Annotated in this window: 21 protein-coding genes; 9 read left to right on the forward strand and 12 right to left on the reverse strand. The window is 59.2% G+C overall.

What is annotated here, in order from left to right; genetic code table 11:
- Positions 1 to 13: 13 nt before the first annotated feature.
- Complete coding sequence (locus ACQZ6D_RS04685) at positions 14 to 667, reverse strand: TetR/AcrR family transcriptional regulator (protein ID WP_003513063.1); 654 nt, start codon at positions 665 to 667, stop codon at positions 14 to 16.
- Positions 668 to 819: 152 nt separating this feature from the next.
- Complete coding sequence (locus ACQZ6D_RS04690) at positions 820 to 1,728, reverse strand: AraC family transcriptional regulator (RefSeq protein ID WP_019565330.1); 909 nt, start codon at positions 1,726 to 1,728, stop codon at positions 820 to 822.
- A 187-nt stretch (positions 1,729 to 1,915) separates the two neighbouring features.
- Between ACQZ6D_RS04690 and ACQZ6D_RS04695 the strand changes: the two genes are divergently transcribed.
- Positions 1,916 to 2,962, forward strand: a complete 1,047-nt coding sequence (locus ACQZ6D_RS04695; RefSeq protein WP_003513067.1) for an NAD(P)-dependent alcohol dehydrogenase — start codon at positions 1,916 to 1,918, stop codon at positions 2,960 to 2,962.
- Positions 2,963 to 3,106: 144 nt separating this feature from the next.
- Here the strand turns inward: ACQZ6D_RS04695 and ACQZ6D_RS04700 are convergent, their stop codons facing one another.
- Positions 3,107 to 4,372: an NAD(P)/FAD-dependent oxidoreductase gene (locus tag ACQZ6D_RS04700; RefSeq protein WP_065702378.1), complete on the reverse strand. Its 1,266-nt coding sequence runs from the start codon at positions 4,370 to 4,372 to the stop codon at positions 3,107 to 3,109.
- A gap of 71 nt (positions 4,373 to 4,443) precedes the next feature.
- Positions 4,444 to 5,199, reverse strand: coding sequence for a pyridoxine 5'-phosphate synthase (locus tag ACQZ6D_RS04705; protein ID WP_065702536.1), 756 nt, complete (start codon positions 5,197 to 5,199; stop codon positions 4,444 to 4,446).
- A 233-nt stretch (positions 5,200 to 5,432) separates the two neighbouring features.
- Between ACQZ6D_RS04705 and ACQZ6D_RS04710 the strand changes: the two genes are divergently transcribed.
- The gene (locus tag ACQZ6D_RS04710) at positions 5,433 to 6,128 is read left to right on the forward strand and encodes a MerR family transcriptional regulator (RefSeq protein WP_448729629.1); all 696 of its coding nucleotides are present in this window, start codon (positions 5,433 to 5,435) and stop codon (positions 6,126 to 6,128) included.
- A 107-nt stretch (positions 6,129 to 6,235) separates the two neighbouring features.
- Here ACQZ6D_RS04710 and ACQZ6D_RS04715 read toward each other — a convergent pair whose 3' ends face one another.
- Positions 6,236 to 7,363: an ATP-dependent DNA helicase gene (locus tag ACQZ6D_RS04715; protein WP_003513075.1), complete on the reverse strand. Its 1,128-nt coding sequence runs from the start codon at positions 7,361 to 7,363 to the stop codon at positions 6,236 to 6,238.
- 124 nt (positions 7,364 to 7,487) lie between these two features.
- Between ACQZ6D_RS04715 and ACQZ6D_RS04720 the strand changes: the two genes are divergently transcribed.
- Both ACQZ6D_RS04720 and ACQZ6D_RS04725 read left to right on the forward strand, forming a co-directional pair.
- A complete protein-coding gene (locus ACQZ6D_RS04720; RefSeq protein ID WP_065702535.1) occupies positions 7,488 to 8,774 on the forward strand; it encodes an SDR family oxidoreductase in 1,287 nt (428 codons plus the stop codon).
- Positions 8,774 to 9,256, forward strand: a complete 483-nt coding sequence (locus tag ACQZ6D_RS04725) for a DUF2269 family protein (RefSeq protein WP_065702377.1) — start codon at positions 8,774 to 8,776, stop codon at positions 9,254 to 9,256. The genes ACQZ6D_RS04720 and ACQZ6D_RS04725 overlap by 1 nt, the downstream gene beginning before the upstream one ends.
- 6 nt (positions 9,257 to 9,262) lie before the next feature.
- Here the strand turns inward: ACQZ6D_RS04725 and ACQZ6D_RS04730 are convergent, their stop codons facing one another.
- Together ACQZ6D_RS04730 and ACQZ6D_RS04735 are read right to left on the reverse strand one after the other, a co-directional pair.
- On the reverse strand, positions 9,263 to 9,745 hold the full coding sequence (locus ACQZ6D_RS04730) for an SRPBCC family protein (protein ID WP_065702376.1): 483 nt from the start codon (positions 9,743 to 9,745) through the stop codon (positions 9,263 to 9,265).
- Entirely contained in the window at positions 9,742 to 10,101 is a 360-nt protein-coding gene (locus ACQZ6D_RS04735; RefSeq protein ID WP_025593992.1) for an ArsR/SmtB family transcription factor, read from the reverse strand. The genes ACQZ6D_RS04730 and ACQZ6D_RS04735 overlap by 4 nt, the downstream gene beginning before the upstream one ends.
- Before the next feature lie 133 nt (positions 10,102 to 10,234).
- Between ACQZ6D_RS04735 and ACQZ6D_RS04740 the strand changes: the two genes are divergently transcribed.
- The 3 genes from ACQZ6D_RS04740 to ACQZ6D_RS04750 are packed head-to-tail and all read left to right on the forward strand — an operon-like array spanning position 10,235 to position 11,941.
- Positions 10,235 to 10,615, forward strand: coding sequence for a COG4315 family predicted lipoprotein (locus tag ACQZ6D_RS04740; protein WP_075807749.1), 381 nt, complete (start codon positions 10,235 to 10,237; stop codon positions 10,613 to 10,615).
- Complete coding sequence (locus ACQZ6D_RS04745; RefSeq protein ID WP_003513086.1) at positions 10,599 to 11,156, forward strand: RNA polymerase sigma factor; 558 nt, start codon at positions 10,599 to 10,601, stop codon at positions 11,154 to 11,156. The genes ACQZ6D_RS04740 and ACQZ6D_RS04745 overlap by 17 nt, the downstream gene beginning before the upstream one ends.
- Complete coding sequence (locus ACQZ6D_RS04750; RefSeq protein ID WP_065702374.1) at positions 11,153 to 11,941, forward strand: anti-sigma factor family protein; 789 nt, start codon at positions 11,153 to 11,155, stop codon at positions 11,939 to 11,941. Before ACQZ6D_RS04745 ends, ACQZ6D_RS04750 begins: the two co-directional genes overlap by 4 nt.
- A gap of 62 nt (positions 11,942 to 12,003) precedes the next feature.
- Here the strand turns inward: ACQZ6D_RS04750 and ACQZ6D_RS04755 are convergent, their stop codons facing one another.
- On the reverse strand, positions 12,004 to 12,597 hold the full coding sequence (locus tag ACQZ6D_RS04755; protein WP_065702373.1) for a LysE family translocator: 594 nt from the start codon (positions 12,595 to 12,597) through the stop codon (positions 12,004 to 12,006).
- A 162-nt stretch (positions 12,598 to 12,759) separates the two neighbouring features.
- On the opposite strand from ACQZ6D_RS04755, the gene ACQZ6D_RS04760 reads away from it, so the two are divergent.
- Positions 12,760 to 13,605, forward strand: coding sequence for an aldo/keto reductase (locus ACQZ6D_RS04760; RefSeq protein WP_065702372.1), 846 nt, complete (start codon positions 12,760 to 12,762; stop codon positions 13,603 to 13,605).
- A 154-nt stretch (positions 13,606 to 13,759) separates the two neighbouring features.
- Here ACQZ6D_RS04760 and ACQZ6D_RS04765 read toward each other — a convergent pair whose 3' ends face one another.
- The 4 genes from ACQZ6D_RS04765 to ACQZ6D_RS04780 form a co-directional block, all read right to left on the reverse strand.
- On the reverse strand, positions 13,760 to 14,290 hold the full coding sequence (locus tag ACQZ6D_RS04765; protein ID WP_003513094.1) for an SRPBCC family protein: 531 nt from the start codon (positions 14,288 to 14,290) through the stop codon (positions 13,760 to 13,762).
- The gene (locus tag ACQZ6D_RS04770; RefSeq protein ID WP_003513097.1) at positions 14,283 to 14,651 is read right to left on the reverse strand and encodes an ArsR/SmtB family transcription factor; all 369 of its coding nucleotides are present in this window, start codon (positions 14,649 to 14,651) and stop codon (positions 14,283 to 14,285) included. The genes ACQZ6D_RS04765 and ACQZ6D_RS04770 overlap by 8 nt, the downstream gene beginning before the upstream one ends.
- A 133-nt stretch (positions 14,652 to 14,784) precedes the next feature.
- Positions 14,785 to 15,357 (reverse strand): acetolactate synthase small subunit, encoded by a 573-nt coding sequence (gene ilvN / locus ACQZ6D_RS04775; RefSeq protein ID WP_003513099.1) that lies wholly within the window; start codon positions 15,355 to 15,357, stop codon positions 14,785 to 14,787.
- A 19-nt stretch (positions 15,358 to 15,376) separates the two neighbouring features.
- Complete coding sequence (locus tag ACQZ6D_RS04780) at positions 15,377 to 17,170, reverse strand: acetolactate synthase 3 large subunit (protein ID WP_013636474.1); 1,794 nt, start codon at positions 17,168 to 17,170, stop codon at positions 15,377 to 15,379.
- Between the two features lie 381 nt (positions 17,171 to 17,551).
- Here ACQZ6D_RS04780 and ACQZ6D_RS04785 point away from each other — a divergent pair, with 381 nt between their 5' ends.
- Positions 17,552 to 19,558 (forward strand): ATP-binding protein, encoded by a 2,007-nt coding sequence (locus ACQZ6D_RS04785; RefSeq protein ID WP_083211491.1) that lies wholly within the window; start codon positions 17,552 to 17,554, stop codon positions 19,556 to 19,558.
- Positions 19,559 to 19,563: the final 5 nt, after the last annotated feature.

The raw sequence follows: 19,563 nt of genomic DNA on the forward strand, positions 1-19,563 counted from the left end.
GTGAACCGGAACCTCAGGCGACCTTGCCGCCCAGTTCCGAATGTACCTTTTCCGTGCCGTAGAGTGTTAGAAAGGCGACCACCGCCTTCTTTGCCCGAGCGGAAAAATCCTTGTCAGGCGCCTCGCCCAGCAGCATGCGCACATGCAGATCCGAAACGATGAGGCCGTAAAAACTGCGATACGCCTCTTCGGCGTCATCGAAACGCAGGTAACCCGAACGGCGACCCGCCTCGATCAACCCGCGGGCGCGGCGGTCGATCTGGCGACGGCCACGTTCCAGAAGAAGATCGCCAAGCTTGGAACCATCACGGCTCGCCTGCCCTATCGCCAGACGGTTGAGCGCCAGCGACACATCGCCCGCCAGCACATCAAGCAGATCATGTGCGAAAACCTCGAGATGATCGGCAAGCTGCGGCGCAGACACGCGGTCGCCCGCCTTCTCGAAGGTGCGAACCTTGCTTTGCTGGAAGGTGATCATCGCAGCCAGCAGGCCGTCCCGGTCGCCAAACCATTTGTAGAGGCTTTCCTTGGAACAGTTGGCCGCACGCGCAAGACCAGAGGTCGTCAGCGCTTTCTCGCCACCCTCGACCAGAAGACGCAATGCCTGATCCAGAACGGCGTTCTGGCGCGGCGAAAATTCCTGCGCTGTGATCGGGTCGGAGGCCACTTATTTCCACTCCAGAGGCTCGATTAATGTACCGTACGGTACGGTTCGAGCGCCATTTAAGCGGAGGCAGCTTGCCCGTCAAGCGCTTTCTTCGCAGTGATGTACGAATTGACGCGATGCGGAAGCAGAATGCGCCGCACCATAATGCCGCTTTATCCGGCCGCGCTTATCTCACGCGAGGCGTCGACGTCGCGTGAGGGCGACATCCCGTAAAAGCGGCTGTATTCCCGGCTGAACTGCGAAGGGCTCTGGTAACCGACACGATGGCCGGCCGTGCCTGCATCCAGGCGCTCCAGCAGCATCAGCCGGCGCGCCTCATGCAGCCGCAACTGCTTCTGGTACTGAATGGGGGTCATGGCCGTGATCGTCTTGAAATGGTGATGGAAAGACGACACGCTCATGCCGATATGCTCCGCAAGTTCCTCGATACGCAGCTGGCGCGCGAAATTCTCGCGCAGCCAGGCGATGGCGCGGGCAATCCGATTGCCGTGGCTTCCGGCAGCGACGATGTTCATCAGCTGCCCACCCGCTGGTCCGGTCAGGATTCGATAGAGGATTTCCTGCTCGATCAGCGGCGCCATGGCCGCAATGTCCGCCGGGCGGTCAAGCAGGCGCATCAGCCGGATGGCCGCATCAAGCAGCTCCGGTGTGGCGGCGTTCACCACGATGCCGCGCTGGCCGCTCACCGGCTCCTGAGGCCGCTCGATCGGCATGCGGCTCATAAGGTCGAGCAGCTTTTCGCTATCGATCGCAAGCCCGATGCAAAAATGCGGTACTTCCTCGCTCGCTTCCACCACACGCCAGGCAACCGGCAGGTCGAGCGAGGTCAGAAGATAGTCGCCGGCCCCGTAATTGATGGTGTCCGTTCCCAGCTGAACGCTTTTCGACCCCTGGATCACCATTGCCAAGCAGGGACGATAGCTGCCGTGGCACGGCGCGCTGGGTGTGGACCGGCGGCTGATGCCGAGGGTTTCGATTGCCGTCTGGACCTCGCCATCCCGGGTGGCATGCCGTGCGGCGATGGAGGCGATCTCCTGATAGAGATTGAACGGCATGGTCATCTGGGAAACCCTTTAGGGAAGGAAGCAGCGTGTCTGTTTGCATTATCTAGAAAGCCGGGCCAGTTTCCGCAAATAGCCCACCGCAATTTTTTGCAGGATCGTGCAAGAAGCTCGGAGGATCGCTCTAACGCCCCGGCACCCTTCCATTGCATATTCCGCCGTCCCCAACTCCCGAAAGGATATTCAGATGGCCATTGCAAGAGGTTATGCTGCGACCGATGCGTCGAAGCCGCTTACCCCGTTCACCTTCGAACGCCGCGAGCCTAACGATGACGACGTTGTCATCGATATCAAATATGCCGGCATCTGCCACTCGGACATCCACACCGTCCGCAACGAATGGAAGAATGCCGTCTTCCCGATCGTTCCCGGCCATGAGATTGCCGGTGTCGTGAAGGCCGTCGGCTCCAAGGTCACGAAATTCAAGGTCGGCGATCATGTCGGCGTTGGCTGTTTCGTCGATTCCTGCGTCGGCTGCGCCACCCGCGACCTCGACAACGAACACTACATGCCCGGCCTCGTCCAGACCTACAACGATGTCGATCCAAATACGAAGACAGCCACCCATGGCGGTTATTCCGACTCGATCGTCGTCAAGGAAGGTTATGTCCTGTCGATCCCGGACAACCTGCCGCTCGACGCTTCCGCGCCGCTTCTATGCGCAGGCATCACGCTCTACTCGCCGCTGCGCCGCTGGAACGCCGGTCCCGGTCAGAAGGTCGCAATCGTCGGCATGGGTGGTCTTGGCCACATGGGCGTCAAGCTCGGCGCTGCCATGGGCGCGGATGTCACAGTTCTTTCCCAGACCCTGTCGAAGAAGGAAGACGGACTGAAGCTCGGCGCGAAGGAATATTACGCCACCAGCGACGCCTCGACCTTCGAAAAGCTGGCCGGCACCTTCGACCTGATCATCTGCACGGCAGGTGTCGCAATCGACTGGAACGCCTATCTCGGCCTCCTGAAGCCCAAGGGCAGCATGGTCGTGGTCGGTGCACCGGAACATGCGATCCCGGTCCACGCCTTCTCGCTCATCATCGGTGCGAAGAGCCTCTCCGGCTCGATGATCGGCTCGATCAAGGAAACCCAGGAAATGCTGGATTTCTGCGGTGAGCATGACATCGTCTCGGAGATCGAAACGATCAACATCCAGGATGTCAACGAAGCCTATGAGCGGGTGCTGAAGAGCGACGTTCGCTACCGCTTCGTCATCGACATGGCATCGCTCGACGCTTGAGCCTTGGATTGGCACAAGCTCGCCACATCCGCACTCCGTAACCCCGCACTTAATACGGCGTGACGGAGGAATGGTTTGGCGCACTGACCATAAGCAAGCGCGGGAAGCCAATGCTTCCCGCGCTTTCCTTTACCCGCCCTGCCCTCAGGCCTCGTCCTTCAACGTCTCTTTCTGGGTGATCAGCCGCGCGCTGTGCTGGCCGCTGAGGTAAATCCACAGCCAGCTCCACGCCACGGCCAGCCGCGAGCGCGTTCCGATCAGGAAATAGATATGGGCAAGCCCCCAGATCCACCATGCAAGCACGCCCTTGAGCTTGAACCTGCCGAAATCGATCACCGCCGCGCGTTTGCCGATTGTCGCCAGATTACCCTGATGGCTGTAGCGGAACGGCGCGGGCTCCGGCTCTCCGGATAGCCGCGCATTGATGACCTTTGCCACATGGGCGCCCTGCTGCTTGGCTGCAGGCGCAATGCCCGGCACCGGTTTGCCGTTTTCCTGATTGACGGCGGCCGTATCGCCGATGACGAAGATATTGGGGTCGTCTTCCAGATTCAGATGCGGCCCGACGATAGCGCGTCCCGCCCTGTCGGCAGCAGCATTCAGCCACTTTGCAGCGGGAGACGCCTGCACGCCAGCAGCCCAGACCACCGTGCGGCACGGATAAAAGGTCTCACCCACCGTCACGCCCTCATCGGTGCAGGCCGTCACCGGTGTGCCGAGCAGAACCTCGACGCCGAGCTTTTCAAGCGCCTGCTTGGCATAGGCCGAAAGATCGTCCGTGAAAACCGGCAGAACGCGCGGACCTGCCTCGACAAGCAGCACGCGGCTCTTTCTGGTATCCACATTGCGGAATTCCGGCGGCAGCGCCTTGTGGGCAAGCTCGGCGATCATGCCCGCCATTTCCACGCCCGTCGGGCCTGCCCCGATGATGACGAAGGTCAGTTGCGCCTGCCGTTCGTCTTCGCTGCTGGCAAGTTCCGCACGCTCGAAAGCCAGAAGCAGGCGGCGGCGGATCGTCGTTGCATCCTCGAGCGTCTTGAGGCCGGGAGCGGCACGCTCCCATTCGTCACGGCCGAAATAGGCATGACGGGCGCCGGTGGCCAGCACCAGCGTATCGAAGCCGATGACCTGACCGGAACTCAGATGCACGGTGCGGGCGTCACGGTCTACGCCGTTCACTTCCGCAAGCAGCGTCGTCACTTCCTTGCGGTCGCGGTAAAGATGGCGGATCGGCCAGGCGATTTCGGATGTCGCAAGAGCCGTCGTCGCAACCTGATAAAGCAATGGCTGAAATAGATGATGGTTGCGGCGGTCAATCAATGTGATGCGGACAGGGGCCCCCTCCAGCCCGTGTACCATTTGTAAGCCGCCGAAGCCTCCACCCACGACGACAACGTGATGTTCTTGCATGTGTCTCTGCCTTTAAAAGCTCGCGCACGGAGCATGCGCAAGCAGATTATAGGCAAAAAAATTGACTTTGGTTATGAAATAGCCTGACCGCAGGCGCGACAAAAACGCCGGACTGTTTCAGCCATGCCATATTCCAGCGCATCCGCCGTCAACCCGTGACCGATGGAGACCTCTGCAAGATAAGGTATACGTTTCATAAGCTTGGGCAGGTTTGCTACAGTCAGGTCGTGCCCGGCATTGACGGCAAGCCCGAGCGCTGCGGCGTAGTCCGCCGTCTGTCCGAGTTTTTCCAGAAGCGCGTCACCCTTTTGCGGATCGTCAAAACAGCCGCCATAGGGACCGGTATAGAGCTCGATGCGGGTAGCACCCGTCTCAGCCGCCAGCTCCACCGCTTCGCGCTCGCCGTCACCATCGGCAAAAAGCGAAACCCGCATACCGCCAGCCTTCAGGCGCCCAACGGCTTCTCTCAGGAAAACCGCGTGCTTGCGGAAATCCCAGCCATGGTCTGATGTCGCCTGCGACGGATCGTCGGGCACCAGCGTCACCTGCTCAGGCTGGGTCTGTTCGCACAGAACTAGAAAATCCTCCGTCGGATAACCTTCGATGTTGAATTCCGCACTTGGGAAACTGTCATCGATGAGCGCACGCAGCACCGGCAGGTCCGAAAAGCGGATATGGCGCTGGTCCGGTCGAGGGTGTACAGTCAGCCCGCTAGCACCCGCAGCGAGTGCAATATGCCCGAAATGCGCGACATCCGGCCATGGGAGATCGCGACGGTTGCGCAGCATGGCAATTGCGTTCAGATTGACGGAAAGTTTTGCGGGCATGACATCGAGGCTCCGGTTCGGAATTGACATCCTGTTTCACGCAGGTTGACGCCGACCGCAAGGAGGCCGATAAAATTTTTTAAGGATACGGGAACGAAAGCAGGCAATACAGGTTACGGTTCTCATGCAGCATCGGCAAAATGTCTTGATCAGAAGACAGGTCTGCGGTGGGGAACAAGTAACGAATGCCATAAAAAGCAGGCACACTGTCAAAACGCGCGAAGGGGGAAACGATGCAGAATGGCAGGATGCCGTTTGAACACGGCGACGAGGACAAACCCAATCTAAGGATCAGCAGCTTTTTACCGGATATAAGCCTGCCCTCCTCCCTGCCCGCCGAACCGGTTCCCATCGCCGACATGGCCAACATTTTCGGCGTAACGCACCGGACCCTGCATTTTTACGAAGAAAAGGCGCTGCTGACCTCAAAACGCATCGGCCAGATGCGGGTTTATTCCCACCGCAACGTGCAACGCATGGCGGTGATAAATGTCTGTCGCGAAGTCGGCATTTCCGTCGCAGCCATTACAGACATCATGGAAAAACTTGCCCGCTCTCTCTCGCAGGAAGAAGCGGACGAGATATTCCACTCCGCGCTGCGGCAGCGAAAAAGAGAACTGACCGCAGAACGCTCCACGCTTCAGCGCCAGGCCCAGCAGATCGAGGAACTGCTCGCCACCGATAACGATACTGATGGCCTCGACGCCGCTGAGCGGGGACCGGGCAAGGATATCGCGCTGACAGACAACGAGCGAAAATGCCTGGAACTGATGGCGGAGGGGTACTCACCGGTAAGGCTCGCGCGCGCTCTCGGCCTTTCAGGTAACGACCTCAACGAACTGGAGGCGAAGATCATCGGCAAGTTCAGTGCCAGCAACCGCTTTCAGGCGGTTGCCAAAGCGGTTCTGCTGGGCGTCATCCGCGCCTGACAAAGCATTTCCACGAAAACTGCACAGCGGTTTTCCGTCCGGACAATGCACAGACAAAAGAATTGGAGCATTGAAGGTGTCCCGCTATTCACCGGAAATGCTCTATCTCAGCGAACGATTGTGAGTGTTTCTGCGGCGCGGGTGATGGCGGTGTAAAGCCACCGCTCGCGCGAATCGCGGAAGGCATAGCTCTCGTCAAAGAGAACCACATTGTTCCACTGCGAACCCTGCGCCTTGTGCACGGTCAGCGCATAGCCGAAATCGAACTCGTCATAACGCTTGCGAGTGGTCCACGGAATTTCCGTTTCCACATCCTCGAAAGCCGCCTTCAGCAATTTGATCTTGGCCGCGCCGCGATCCATATCGTCGTCTTCAGGCCGGATCATCAGGTTGATGCCGGGTTTCACCGTCTCGCGCGACGAACTCATGACCTGCCAGAGAGAGCCGTTCAGCAGGCCCTTGGCGGGATCGTTCCTCAAGCAAACCAGCTTGTCGCCGGATTGCGGATAATCGGCCGTAAATCCCTTCAGCTCGCGAAGCCGCTGGTTATAGCGGCGGCGCGTGCGATTTGTGCCGACGAGCACCTGATCGGCATCGAGCACGAGCGACTGTGTCACCTCGGACTTGGAAATCACCTGCGCGGCACCGTAATCGCCACGCATGATCTCGCGGCCTTCCCGCACATCCATGGCAAGATGGATGATGGGATTGTCCTTGGCCTGCCGATGAATTTCGGAGAGCAGGTAATCCGGCTCCTGCTCCGTGAAGAAGCCACCGCCTGAAACCGGCGGCAACTGCCCGGGATCGCCGAGCACCAGGATAGGCGTGCCGAAGCTCATCAGATCCTTGCCGAGCTGCTCATCCACCATCGAACATTCATCGATGATGATGAGTGCCGCCTTGGCGAGCGGGCTCTGGCGGTTGATGGAAAACATTGGCGCGACCGAGGTCTTGCCGGTCTCCTCGTCTTCCACGGTCTCTTCGCCGCGCGGGCGGTAGATCAGCGAATGGATGGTGCGGGCATTGGTCGCCCCGCGCGAGCGCAGCACCTGCGCCGCCTTGCCGGTGAAGGCCGCAAACAGCACTTCGCCATCGACATTTTCCGCGAAATGTTTGGCAAGCGTTGTCTTTCCGGTTCCGGCATAACCGAACAACCGAAAAACCGGCGTCCGGCCTTCCTTCAGCCAGCGGGAAACAGCCTTGAGCGCTTCGTCCTGTTGCGGTGAAAATAACATGCGCCCTCATCGCAGGATTCGAGCACCGTGCGCAACAGAAAAAGAACGAAAGATGAATCACACCATCAGAATGCGGCAATAAAACACGGCTGGTTTTTAAACCATGGCGGGTATCATGCGGCGCATGAAGATATTGATTCTGGGCGCAACGGGTTTCATCGGTTCCGAAGTGATCCGCAGCCTTCACGGCAAAGGTCATACCGTTACTGGGCTGGCTCGCATCATTGCGCGAGCTAAAGATAAATGGCCTTTCGCCAGCTGGGTTCCCGCCGATCTCTCGCGTATGACCAGCGCTGCCGACTGGGCGGCACTCGTTAGCGACCATGACGCCATCGTCAATTGCGCAGGTGCGCTTCAGGACGGCCTGTCGGATGATCTTGCCGCGACGCAGGAAAAAGCGATGCTGGCGCTCTACCGGGCAGCGGTAAATGCGGGCGGCAAGCTTGTGATCCAGATATCGGCCCGCACTTCCGGAGCCGCTTCCCAACTGCCCTTCCTCGCCACCAAACGCCGAGCCGATATAGCACTTGCCGCAAGCGGTCTGCGCTTTGTCATTCTCCGCCCCGCACTGGTTGTCGGGCGCAACGCCCATGGCGGCACAGCACTCGTGCGCGCGCTTGCAAGCTTCCCCTTCGCTGTACCGCTCGTAAACGGCAATATGCCAGTACAGACCGTCGCAGTCGAAGATGTCGCGTTGGCAGTCAGCGCAGCAATAGATGGCGAAATCCCGTCAGGTAGCGATATCGAGCTGGCAGCAAACGAAACGCTGACATTGCAAGGCGTGGTCGCTGCGCACCGGCAATGGCTCGGCCTCGCCCCTGCTCCCGCGCTAAATCTTCCGGCTGCCTTCATGCGCCCCGTCGCCCTCACGGCGGATATTGCGGGAAAGCTCGGCTGGCGGTCGCCGTTGCGCTCAACCGCCATGACAGTGATGTCGGAAGGTATCGTGACGGAGAACAGCGCGCCAAAAGCGACGACATCGCTCAAGAGCTTGAGGGACACGCTGGCAGCTTACCCTTCCGGCGTGCAGGACCTGTGGTTTGCCAGATCATATCTGCTCAAACCCGTCCTCATTCTCTGCCTGTCGCTGTTCTGGCTATTGTCCGGCCTCGTCCCGCTGCTTGATATCAACAGCTCGGCGGCGCATTTCCTGCCCTTCATGCCGCAAGTGCCGGCCGTCACCCTCACACTCGCATCCTGCCTCATCGATATCGCCCTGGGCATCACCGTCGTGATAAGACCACTTGCCAGAAAAGCGCTCATCGCCATGCTCCTGGTCACCGCCGCCTATCTGACTGGTGGCAGTCTGCTGGAGCCGGGTCTGTGGCTCGATCCGCTCGGCCCCCTCGTCAAGGTCCTGCCCTCCATCGCCCTGACACTTGTCACCCTTGCCACACTGGATGAACGCTGATGACACCTGAAGACCTTCTGCGGCTCGCCCATGTCATCGGCGCAACCGTGTTGTTCGGCACCGGGGCTGGCATAGCGTTTTTTATGGTGATGGCGCGGCGGACGGCAAACCCGGCGCTGATCGCCCATGTTTCGGGCACGGTCGTCATCGCCGACACCATCTTTACCGCCACGGCGGCGATCATCCAGCCGGTCACCGGTTATTTTCTGGCGCGCATCATCGGCTGGCCGCTGAGCGAAGGCTGGATCGCCCTTTCGCTCTGCCTTTATGTCTTCACCGGCATTTTCTGGCTGCCGGTGGTGTGGATCCAGATCAAGCTACGCGATATCGCCCGCGATTGCGCCGCAACCGGAGAGGCCCTGCCGCAGCAATGGTTCCGTCTCTACCGCATCTGGTTTGCCTGCGGTTTTCCGGCTTTCTTCGCAGTGCTCGGCATCATCTGGCTGATGTTGACCAAGCCGGATATTGCCCTGTTCGGTTGATGCGCCTCAATTGACCGCCTGTCTTTCGACAAGCTGCGCCAGTTGCTCGGCAACCGTGTTCCAGCCGTCGAAAAATCCCATCTCCGCGTGCTTGTCGCGATCCCCAGGGTTTCTATGCATGGCATAGGCCACATACTCCATGCCTTCAGGATGATCGCGAAAACTCATCACCGCGGTGAGGAATGGGCGCGCGGACGGGCGAAAGCCTGCCGTCAACGCGTCGGTGAAGACCAGACGCTCCTCATGATCCACCGCCAGGAAACAACCGCTTATGTGATCGCCAAATGCCTTCCCGTCTTCGCTGTAGCGGGTCTCGAAAGCGCCGCCGGGGAAAAGCTCCATTTTCTCGACACGGCATTTGCCGGGATGCGGCACCCACCACTGTTCGAGGCTGTTTTTGTCGACCCAGGCGTTCCAGACCAGATGGCGCGGCGCCCTGATGATCCTTGAAATCTTCAGATCGAGATCGGGATTGAAAGTGTCGGTCATTTGTCATTCTCCCCTTTATCGGAGGTTCTGTCCTGTTGCGCCATGACGAACTGTTCAAGCCGGTCCGTCCGGCCTTCCCAGATGGCATGCTGTTGCGAAAGCCAGCCCTCGATCATTGAAAACCGTTGTTTCTCCAGCGAGCAGAACCGCACCCGGCCCTGCTTGCGCGTCACGATCAACCCCGCTCCTTCCAGCTGGCGGATATGTTTCATGAACGACGGCAGGGCCATGGCGAAAGGTTCGGCAAGCGTGCCGACGCTCGCATCCCCGCTGCCCAACCGCAAAAGCACGGCCCGTCGTGTCGGATCGGCAAGGGACTGGAAGATATCGTCAAGTGGCACTGAATAGTTATCCATAAGACTAACTATCACAGCGAAAAACTTAGCTCAACGGATAAGTTTAAAAATCGCACCGGCGGAGGGAATAAAGCAGTGACCTGCGGTGTCTTTTGATGTGCTGGCGGCAGAAGCCGCCCGAACCAAGGAGGATATGTCCATGAAAATCCGCTTTATCGTTCCCGCCCTCGTTCTGGCTTTTGCCGGAACGGCCTATGCGGCACCCGCGGTCGAGACGGTCAAGACCGCCAAAGGCAATGTGCTCGCGGGCGAAAAAGGCATGACGCTCTACACTTTCAAGAACGACAAGAAGGGCGTATCCAATTGTTATGACAAGTGCGCCACCAACTGGCCGCCGTTCTTCGCGGCCACTGGCGACAAGGCCGAAGGCGCCTATTCTCTTGTGACGCGCAAGGACGGCAAGATGCAGTGGGCAAAGGACGGCATGCCGCTCTACTACTGGGCCAAGGACATGAAAAAAGGCGATGCAACCGGCGACGGTATGAACGGTGTATGGGATGCCGCAAAACCATGATGGCATGAATGGCAAGACGCGGGGGAGCCTCTCCCCCGCAGCCGGCTCCTTCGAGGCGGAGATGCTGGCGCTGATACCCATGCTGCGGCGTTATTCCCGCAGCCTTTCCCGCTCCGACGCCGATGGCGAGGACCTTTTGCAGGACTGCGTGGAAAAGGCGCTGACCAACAAGAGGCAATGGCACGGAACGGCTTTGAAATCATGGGCTTATGCGATAATGACGAATCTTTATCGCAACCGCCACCGCGCCGCGAAACGTCACCCGTCCGAAAGTCTCGACGGCCATGAGAGCCTGGCCGTTGCCGACACACTCGGCGACACGCTGGAAAACGATAGGCTGCACGTCGCGCTCGGGCTGCTTTCGCCAGAGATGCGGGCGGTGCTGATGCTGGTGACGGTGGAAGGCTATAGCTATCAGGAGGCAGCCGAGACATTGTCGATCCCGGTGGGTACCGTCATGTCCAGACTTTCCCGCGCCCGCGAAACCCTGCGCCAGCACCTGGCGGCGGACAATATCATTCCCCTGCGGAGACCACGATGAAAAGGCCCGATGCCATTACCGAAGACGATCTGCACGCTTATGTCGACGGGCTTTTGTCCGACGACGACCGCGCGGCTGTCGAGGCCTGGCTGACCGAAAGGCCGCAGGAGCGGGAGCGTGTGGAAGACTGGAAAAAACAGGCTGAAACCCTGCGAGCCGCATTCGCCGCCTATGCCGCCGAACATCCGCACGACACCGCGATGCTTGCCGAAAGAAAACACGCGCCCGCGTGGCGGCTGAAACCGGTTCTTCTGCGAACGGCAGCTGTGTTGCTGATCTTCGCGGCGGGTGCGGCAGCCGGAAGGCTTGTGCCGCCGCCGCTCGCCACGCCGCAGGACGTGGTTCTGGCGTCGTTGACGACTGACATTCCCGCGCAGGCGAAATCGGCCTATCTCATCTATGCAAGCGAGGTGCGCCACCCCGTTGAAGTTGGAGCCGAACAGCAGCAGCACCTTGCAACATGGCTCGGCAAAAGGCTCGGTTATCCCTTCGCCATCCCCGATCTTTCCAAGATCGGATATGATCTCGTCGGCGGGCGCCTGATCCCCGTCAGCGGCAAGCCAGGGGCGATGCTGATGTATCAGGACAAGACCGGCCGCCGGGTAACGGTGCTGGTCGGCCACAACGAGGAAAACCGCACCACCAGCTTCCGCATGGCGAGCGCCGATGGCGTCGAGACCTTTTACTGGATCGACAACGAACTGGGCTATGCGGTTTCTGCCGAGCTGACGCGCGCCGAGGTGCAGAAGATCGCGGAGGAATGTTACCGCCAGTTCCCTGCGTAGAATAACCCATACCCCCACCCCACATCCATGCGACAGGCACAGGGATGACGAAGGGAGAACACCTATTTCAACATCGGCCAGAGGCTGACGACGAGAAGGACGGCCATGGTGATGTTGAACCATTTGAGCCGCACAGGAACGGAAAGCCAGTCACGCAGGGCCGAACCGAAGCCCGCCCAGGTCGAAACGCTGGGAAGATTGACGGCGGCGAAAACCACGCCGACGATCAAAACGGTGACGAGATATTGCCCCTCATCCGTATAGGTCGCCATCGCGGTCACGGCCATTACCCAAGCCTTGGGATTGACCCACTGAAAGGCTGCGGCGGCAAGAAAGCTCATCGGCACCGATGCGGCAGCACCCTCGTTCAGGCTGCGGGACGTGCCGATCTTCCACGCGATCCAGACGAGATAAAGTCCGCCCGCGAATTTCAGCGCGGTATAGAGCAAGGGCACGGAGTGTAGCAGCGCGCCAAGCCCAAATCCGACGCCGATCAGCAATGACAGGAACCCCGCCCCGATGCCCAGCATATGCGGGATCGTGCGGCGGAAACCGAAATTCACGCCGGAGGCAAAAAGCATCATATTGTTCGGGCCGGGCGTAATGGAGGTTGTGAAGGCAAACAGCACCAGCGCAACGAGGGTTTCGACAGTCATGATCTCTCCTGTGAAAAGACACTATCCGCCGAACCACCATCAAACCAGTCCGATCAACCGATAGGCGTAGTCAAATTTTTTGATGGATCGATCCTTTCCATGCCGGGTTTGAGAAGTCGGAACAAAGGGCTATTCTCCGTCAACAACCGCTGGAGCGAACCGATGTATGACGACATTCCTTCCGTCACCCTGCCATCCGGAAAAGAGATACCAGCCCTTGGCCTCGGCACCTGGAACATGGGCGAGATGAGATCATCGGCTCCGCAGGAAGTCGAGAGCATTCGCAAGGCGATCGATCTCGGCATGACGCTGATCGACACGGCCGAAATGTATGCAGACGGCCGATCCGAAGAGGTGGTGGGCACGGCGATTGCCGGCCGGCGCGACGAGGTGTTTCTGGTCAGCAAGGTCTATCCCTGGAACGCCAGCGCCCGAGGCACGATTGAGGCCTGCGAGCGCAGCCTCGCAAGGCTCGGCACCGACCGGCTCGATCTCTATCTGCTGCATTGGCGTGGTGATCACCCGCTGGAAGAAACGGTGGCCGCTTTCGAAAAGCTGAAAAAAGCCGGCAAGATCGGCGACTGGGGCGTCTCGAATTTCGACACCGACGACATGGAGGAGCTTTTCGCTGTTCCCGACGGTAAGAATTGCGCCGTCAATCAGGTGCTCTACAATCTCTCCCGGCGTGGACCGGAATTTTCGCTTCTGCCCTGGTGTCAGTGGCACAGCGTGCCGCTGATGGCCTATTCGCCAATCGAACAGGGGCGCATCCTCAACAACCACGAACTCATCCGCATCGCCAAGGCCTATCAGGCTACGCCTGCGCAACTGGCACTGGCCTTTCTTCTGGAAAGAGAAGGCGTCATCGCCATTCCAAAATCCGCCAGCGCCGCACGGGTGGAGGAGAACCGAGGTGCCACCGATCTCGAAATCACCGATGAGGACTGGGCCGCACTGGATGCCGCCTTCCCACCACCGACACGCAAGACGGCGCTGGAAATGCTGTGATTTAACAAAGCATTAAAATGTTTTTCGGAATCAGGCACTCAAGCAATTGAATCGAAGTGTGAGCCCTGCGAACTGATGCTTTGGGCTGCACCATTTCAATTCAATAACGGCGCAGCGAACCGCGCCGTCAGTCTCCCAGACATGCTGCACCCAGTTACGGTATGCGGCGCTCATATTCCTCTTTCAGCCCCAGCCAGCTATCCCAGAAAGGCCCCGGTTCCTTTTCCTGAAGACGGGCGGCGAGAATGTCGAGATGCGCATGCCAGCCGGCGCTGACATTGAGCTTGGTCGTGCGATCCGCAAGCCGGCGGTGAACGAGTGTCAGAAGCACATCCTTCCCCAGAGCCTGAAGCTCGATCGACACCTCTGCGCTCTCACCCCAGGTGAAGACAAGGCGGTGCGGCGCAACGACGGTGATGATGCGTGAGGTCATCCTGTTCTCTTCGGAAAAACCTTCCGGGCGGCTGCCCGGCGGGTCGGAAAGCTCGTCGTTGCGCCAGACGAGTTCAAATGGTGCGTCGGGCGCGAGCCGCATCTCGCCGGACGCCAGCCACCGGCGGCGAAGTTCGCTCTGTGTCAGATAGGCCCAGACCCGCTCGATTGGTCCCGGCAGGAGCCGTTCTATCTTCAGTGTTGTCGGCTCGACGAGCCGGCCATAGGCGTCAGGCATTGCAATATCAGCCATTGTCATTTCCTCCATCTGCAGGGGATTTTCCCTGATCATCCTCCCTGAGCATCTGCTCAAGAATATCGAGGCGGCTGTTCCAGAACTGCCGGTAGAAATCCAGCCATTCATGCGCCTCTGCCAACCGTTCCGGCGCAAGGCGGCAGACATGGGTACGCCCCCTTACCTCACGGCGGATAAGCCCGGCGTTTTCCAGCGCCTTGATGTGCTTGGATGCCGCAGCCAGCGATATGTCGAACGGCTCGGCCAGCTGGCTCACCGTTCGCTCGCCACGGGATAGATCGCGCAGCATCGTGCGCCGCGTCGCATCGCCAAGGGCATGAAAGACAGTGTCGAGATGTGGAACAGATAATTCAACCATGTTGTTGAATATAGGCCACCAGATTAAAAAGTCAACCATATGGTTGAATATCAATTCGCCGGAGCGCAGCCCATAAAAAAACCCGCGGCGAACCGCGGGCTTGGTATTACAAGGATATTCGAAAGGCGGAGGATCACATCCCCTGCGAACCGCGGTTCATGGCTGCGATACCCGTGCGGCAGATCTCGATCAGGCCGAGCGGTTTGATGATGGCCACGAACTGGTCGATCTTGGACGACTTGCCGGTGATTTCGAAGATGAAATGCTCGACTGTCGCGTCCACCACCTTGGCCTGAAACGCATCCGCAAGACGAAGCGTCTCGGCGCGGGCTTCACCCGAACCGGCGACCTTGATCAGCGCTACTTCACGCTCGATCGGCCGTTCCTGCCCGAGTTCGCGGGCGCGAACGGTGAGATCGAGCACCCGGTGCACAGGAACGATGCGTTCCAGCTGCGCCTTGATCTGCTCCAGCACGATCGGCGTGCCGCGCGTTACGATCGTGATGCGCGACAGATGCGCCTCATGCTCGGTTTCCGAAACCGTCAGGCTTTCGATGTTGTAACCCCGGCCGGAAAACAGGCCGATGACCCGGGCGAGAACGCCCGGCTCGTTGCTGACGAGAACCGACAGCGTGTGATTTTCGACGGCAGCCGTTTCCTTCTGGATGAAATAGGCGGAGCCGGTGGGTTGTAGGTGTGCGTTCATATCCTTTTCCTCTCCCGGCTCAGACTAGCTGACGGCCCTTGGCATCGATGGCGTTGGCAACAGCTTCATCCGTCGCCTCATCCGGCAACAGCATCTCGTTATGGGCTTTACCAGATGGGATCATCGGGAAGCAATTGGCGAGATTGGCAACGCGGCAATCGAAGATGACCGGCCTGTTGACCGCAATCATCTCGGCGATCTTGTCGTCCAGTTCCTTCGGATCGTCGCAATACATGCCAACCGCGCCATAGGCTTCCGCCAGTTTGACGAAGTCAGGCATGGCTTCGGTATAGGAGTTGGACAGGCGGTTGCCGTGCAGCAACTGCTGCCACTGCCGCACCATGCCCATATACTGGTTGTTGAGGATGAAAATCTTCACCGGCAGACCGTACTGGATGGCGCAGGACATTTCCTGAATGCACATCTGGATCGAGGCATCACCGGCAATGTCGATAACCAGCGCTTCCGGATGCGCGACCTGCACGCCGATAGCTGCCGGCAGGCCGTATCCCATGGTACCGAGACCGCCCGAGGTCATCCAGTGGTTCGGCTCCTCGAAGCCGAAGAACTGCGCCGCCCACATCTGGTGCTGGCCAACTTCGGTGGTGATGAAAGTCTCGCGCCCCTTCGATGCCTCGTAAAGACGCTGCAATGCATATTGCGGCATGATGACATCGTTGGAATTCTTGTAGGCGAAGGAGTTGCGGGCGCGCCAGCGCTCGATCTGCAGCCACCAGTCCGCGGTCTGCGCTTTTTCCGGCTTCTTCGGCAAAGCGCGCCACAGGCGAACCATATCTTCCAGAACATGGCTGACGTCGCCAATGATCGGAACGTCGACGCGCACGGTCTTGTTGATCGAAGACGGATCGATATCGACGTGAATCTTCTTGGAATTCGGCGAAAACGCATTCAGGCGCCCGGTAATACGGTCGTCGAAACGTGCGCCGATGCAGACCAGCACGTCGCAATCATGCATTGTCATATTGGCTTCGTACGAACCGTGCATGCCCAGCATGCCGAGCCAGTTCTTGCCGGAAGCCGGATAGGCGCCGAGACCCATCAGCGTCGAGGTGATCGGGAAACCGGTCAGCTCTACCAGTTCGCGCAGCAGCCGTGTCGCTTCCGGGCCGGAGTTGATGACGCCACCACCGGTGTAGAAAACCGGCTTCTTTGCCTTAGACATCAATTCGATGGCCGCGTGAATGGCGTTGAGATCGCCCTGAACCTTCGGCTTGTAGCTCTTCTGCTGAATGGCGGCGGAAGGCGGCGTATAGGTGCCGGTGGCGAACTGGATGTCCTTCGGAATATCGACAACGACGGGGCCGGGACGACCAGTCTGTGCGATGCGGAAGGCCTCATGGATGATGCCCGCCAGTTCGTTGACGTCCTTTACCAGCCAGTTGTGCTTGGTGCAGGGGCGCGTAATGCCGACGGTATCGCATTCCTGAAATGCGTCGGAGCCGATCAGCGATGTCGGAACCTGGCCGGAGAGGCAGACGAGCGGAATGGAATCCATCAGCGCATCCTGCAGCGGGGTGACCGCATTGGTGGCGCCGGGACCGGAGGTAACGAGCATGACACCGACCTTGCCGGTGGAGCGGGCATAACCTTCGGCAGCATGGCCGGCACCCTGCTCGTGACGTACGAGAATATGCTGAATGTCTTCCTGCTGGAAAATCTCGTCGTAGATCGGAAGCACGGCACCACCAGGATAACCGAAGATGTGCTCGACGCCGTTGTCCTTCAGCGCCTTCAGAACAATCTCCGCACCTGTCATGCTATTGCTGTTTTCCGTATTATCCTTATCCGTCATTGCCTGTTTCCATCCCGCTTTGGCTTTGGATATCGAGGAGCCCGAGGGCCTGTTTGAAGACATAAAAAAAGGCCCCTAGAGGAGCCTCGTTCAGCGCATGGGTGCTTTCGCCGGATGGTTACACCATCCTGCCCATGCGCCGTCCCACCACGATAAGTACGTTAAGATTTTTCATGGGCCGGAGTGTTAGCCAGAAAAGCGCCAGTCGTCAACGCATATTGCGGAAAAAATCGGCGTCGGCTTCTTTTATTACCCGTAAGGCACCATGGACGAAATTTTCGAACGCAACAGATACACAGGTTGTTAAATATAATCTTTTACAATCAAAGATGCAGATAATGCCCGAACCACCGCGATCATCCGCATGTACCGGGATAAGACGTGAATAGTGACGAGTTTCATAGAGCGTCCCGCATGGACGAAAACGAACGGCGATCCGGCCAGCAGCCGGCTAACCGCATGCTCGGCCGCGTCATCGCCTGTGATGGCGCCCATGCGACAATCGCCGCAGAAACGGAAATCGGCTCAACCGATGTCGCGCAGCTCTGGTCCGTCGGACGCCTGATCTCGATCGAAATGGGAACGAGCCGTGTCGCCGCACTGGTATATGCCATGCGCACGGGCGAAGAACACTGGTCGTCGGACAAGCCGAACCGGCTGCTGATCGACGTGGAACTCGTTGGCGAAGTCTACCGCACCGAAGATGGCAGCGAACGTTTTTCCACCGGCATTTCCCGTTACCCCTACCTGGGCGCGGTCGCGCATCGCATCCGCACGGGAGACCTTTCCAAGATCTATGACAGCGGCAAGCGAGACACATGCGTCATTGGTAAGCTGACGCAGGACGACACGATTGGCGCGGCCATCAACATCCAGCAGATGCTGGCGAAACATTTCGCCGTCGTCGGCTCGACGGGCGTGGGCAAAACCACCGCCGTCTCCCTTCTTCTGAACAAGGCGATCGAGACGGACCCGAAGCTGCGTGTCCTCATTCTCGATCCGCACAATGAATTTGCGGCCGCCTTTCCCGATCATTCTGTCGTCATCGACACCGACACGCTCGACCTTCCCTTCTGGCTGATGCGCCTTGAAGAATTCGCGGAAGTGATTTTCCGCGGACGCAAGCCCGTACCGGAAGAGATGGATGTCCTTCGCGACATCATTCCGGAGGCGAAAAAGGCATTTCGCGGCACAGATGGCTCCGCCGTTCGCCGCACGTCCGACAAGAGCGCGATCACGCCCGATACGCCGGTGCCTTACCGCATGGCCGATATTCTCGCCCTCATCGACGAGCGCATCGGGCGGCTGGAAGGGCGCGGCGAAAAGCCGACCCTGCGATCCCTCAAGGGCCGCATCCTCTCGGCCATCAACGATACGCGCTATAACTTCATGTTCTCCAGCAATACGATCAGCGACACCATTCTGGAAACGGTGGCGCATATCTTCCGTATTCCAGGAGAAGGCAAGCCGATTTCGGTTTTCCAGCTGTCCGGTATCCCCTCGGAAGTAGTGAACTCGGTCGTCTCCGTCCTTTGCCGCATGTCCTTCGAACTCGCGGTGCTGGCGCGCGGCTCGCTGCATATGCTTGTCGTCTGCGAAGAAGCGCACCGTTATGTTCCGGCAGACCCTGAGCGCGGATTTTTCCCGACCCGGCAGGCGATCGCGCAGATCGCCAAGGAAGGCCGCAAATACGGTATTTCGCTTGGCGTCATCAGCCAGCGTCCGAGTGAGCTGGACCAGACCATCCTGTCACAATGCTCGACCGTTTTTGCCATGCGGCTGACGAACGAGATCGACCAGAAGATCATTCTGTCCGCCGTACCGAACGCCTCAACCTCGACCACCAGTTTCCTCTCGTCCATCGGCAATGGCGAGGCAATCGCCTTTGGCGAGGCGGTGGGCGTACCGATGCGCATGCGCTTCGACCGCGTCTCCACGGCAAAATTGCCGAAGGCGAACGGCGCAGTCAGCCATACGCCCCACGAAACGCCCGATACAGTCGATCTGAACACCATCGTCAGCCGCATGCGCGCGGTAGCCAAACCGGTCATCACCGGCTTCCAGCAAAGCGTCGAAGCGGCCTTCTCCGATATGCAGGAACCGATGTCAGCCCCTAGAGAAGCGGACGACGTCGATCGCTGGAAACGCGAACTGGGGACGGCGGCGATAGAGGGATACGAACCTTACCGCCCCGACATGCTGCCCGGACGCACAACCCTAACGCAACTGTCGCCCGCAACGGCAACGGATACCAGCGCTGTCAACGAATTGCGCAAAGTCGGCTTCCAGATGCAGGCACAAAGTGGCCCGCCTCCATCAGAGACACGTCCTTCGCTGCGGGAGAGCCTGATGAAAAAGCCGCTAGGCAGCCTTTACCGCAAGGACTGAGCGCG

It is taken from the genome of Agrobacterium sp. 22-3639C2 (assembly GCF_053522105.1).

Bases quoted from the DNA above. Each gene is read 5' to 3' on its own strand.
- ACQZ6D_RS04690 (WP_019565330.1), bottom strand. From the start codon at position 1,728: ATGACCATGCCGTTCAATCTCTATCAGGAGATCGCCTCCATCGCCGCA.
- ACQZ6D_RS04695 (WP_003513067.1), top strand. From the start codon at position 1,916: ATGGCCATTGCAAGAGGTTATGCTGCGACCGATGCGTCGAAGCCGCTT.
- ACQZ6D_RS04700 (WP_065702378.1), bottom strand. From the start codon at position 4,372: ATGCAAGAACATCACGTTGTCGTCGTGGGTGGAGGCTTCGGCGGCTTA.
- ACQZ6D_RS04705 (WP_065702536.1), bottom strand. From the start codon at position 5,199: ATGCCCGCAAAACTTTCCGTCAATCTGAACGCAATTGCCATGCTGCGC.
- ACQZ6D_RS04710 (WP_448729629.1), top strand. From the start codon at position 5,433: ATGCAGAATGGCAGGATGCCGTTTGAACACGGCGACGAGGACAAACCC.
- ACQZ6D_RS04715 (WP_003513075.1), bottom strand. From the start codon at position 7,363: ATGTTATTTTCACCGCAACAGGACGAAGCGCTCAAGGCTGTTTCCCGC.
- ACQZ6D_RS04720 (WP_065702535.1), top strand. From the start codon at position 7,488: ATGAAGATATTGATTCTGGGCGCAACGGGTTTCATCGGTTCCGAAGTG.
- ACQZ6D_RS04725 (WP_065702377.1), top strand. From the start codon at position 8,774: ATGACACCTGAAGACCTTCTGCGGCTCGCCCATGTCATCGGCGCAACC.
- ACQZ6D_RS04730 (WP_065702376.1), bottom strand. From the start codon at position 9,745: ATGACCGACACTTTCAATCCCGATCTCGATCTGAAGATTTCAAGGATC.
- ACQZ6D_RS04735 (WP_025593992.1), bottom strand. From the start codon at position 10,101: ATGGATAACTATTCAGTGCCACTTGACGATATCTTCCAGTCCCTTGCC.
- ACQZ6D_RS04740 (WP_075807749.1), top strand. From the start codon at position 10,235: ATGTCCATGAAAATCCGCTTTATCGTTCCCGCCCTCGTTCTGGCTTTT.
- ACQZ6D_RS04745 (WP_003513086.1), top strand. From the start codon at position 10,599: ATGCCGCAAAACCATGATGGCATGAATGGCAAGACGCGGGGGAGCCTC.
- ACQZ6D_RS04750 (WP_065702374.1), top strand. From the start codon at position 11,153: ATGAAAAGGCCCGATGCCATTACCGAAGACGATCTGCACGCTTATGTC.
- ACQZ6D_RS04755 (WP_065702373.1), bottom strand. From the start codon at position 12,597: ATGACTGTCGAAACCCTCGTTGCGCTGGTGCTGTTTGCCTTCACAACC.
- ACQZ6D_RS04760 (WP_065702372.1), top strand. From the start codon at position 12,760: ATGTATGACGACATTCCTTCCGTCACCCTGCCATCCGGAAAAGAGATA.
- ACQZ6D_RS04765 (WP_003513094.1), bottom strand. From the start codon at position 14,290: ATGGCTGATATTGCAATGCCTGACGCCTATGGCCGGCTCGTCGAGCCG.
- ACQZ6D_RS04770 (WP_003513097.1), bottom strand. From the start codon at position 14,651: ATGGTTGAATTATCTGTTCCACATCTCGACACTGTCTTTCATGCCCTT.
- ilvN (WP_003513099.1), bottom strand. From the start codon at position 15,357: ATGAACGCACACCTACAACCCACCGGCTCCGCCTATTTCATCCAGAAG.
- ACQZ6D_RS04780 (WP_013636474.1), bottom strand. From the start codon at position 17,170: ATGACGGATAAGGATAATACGGAAAACAGCAATAGCATGACAGGTGCG.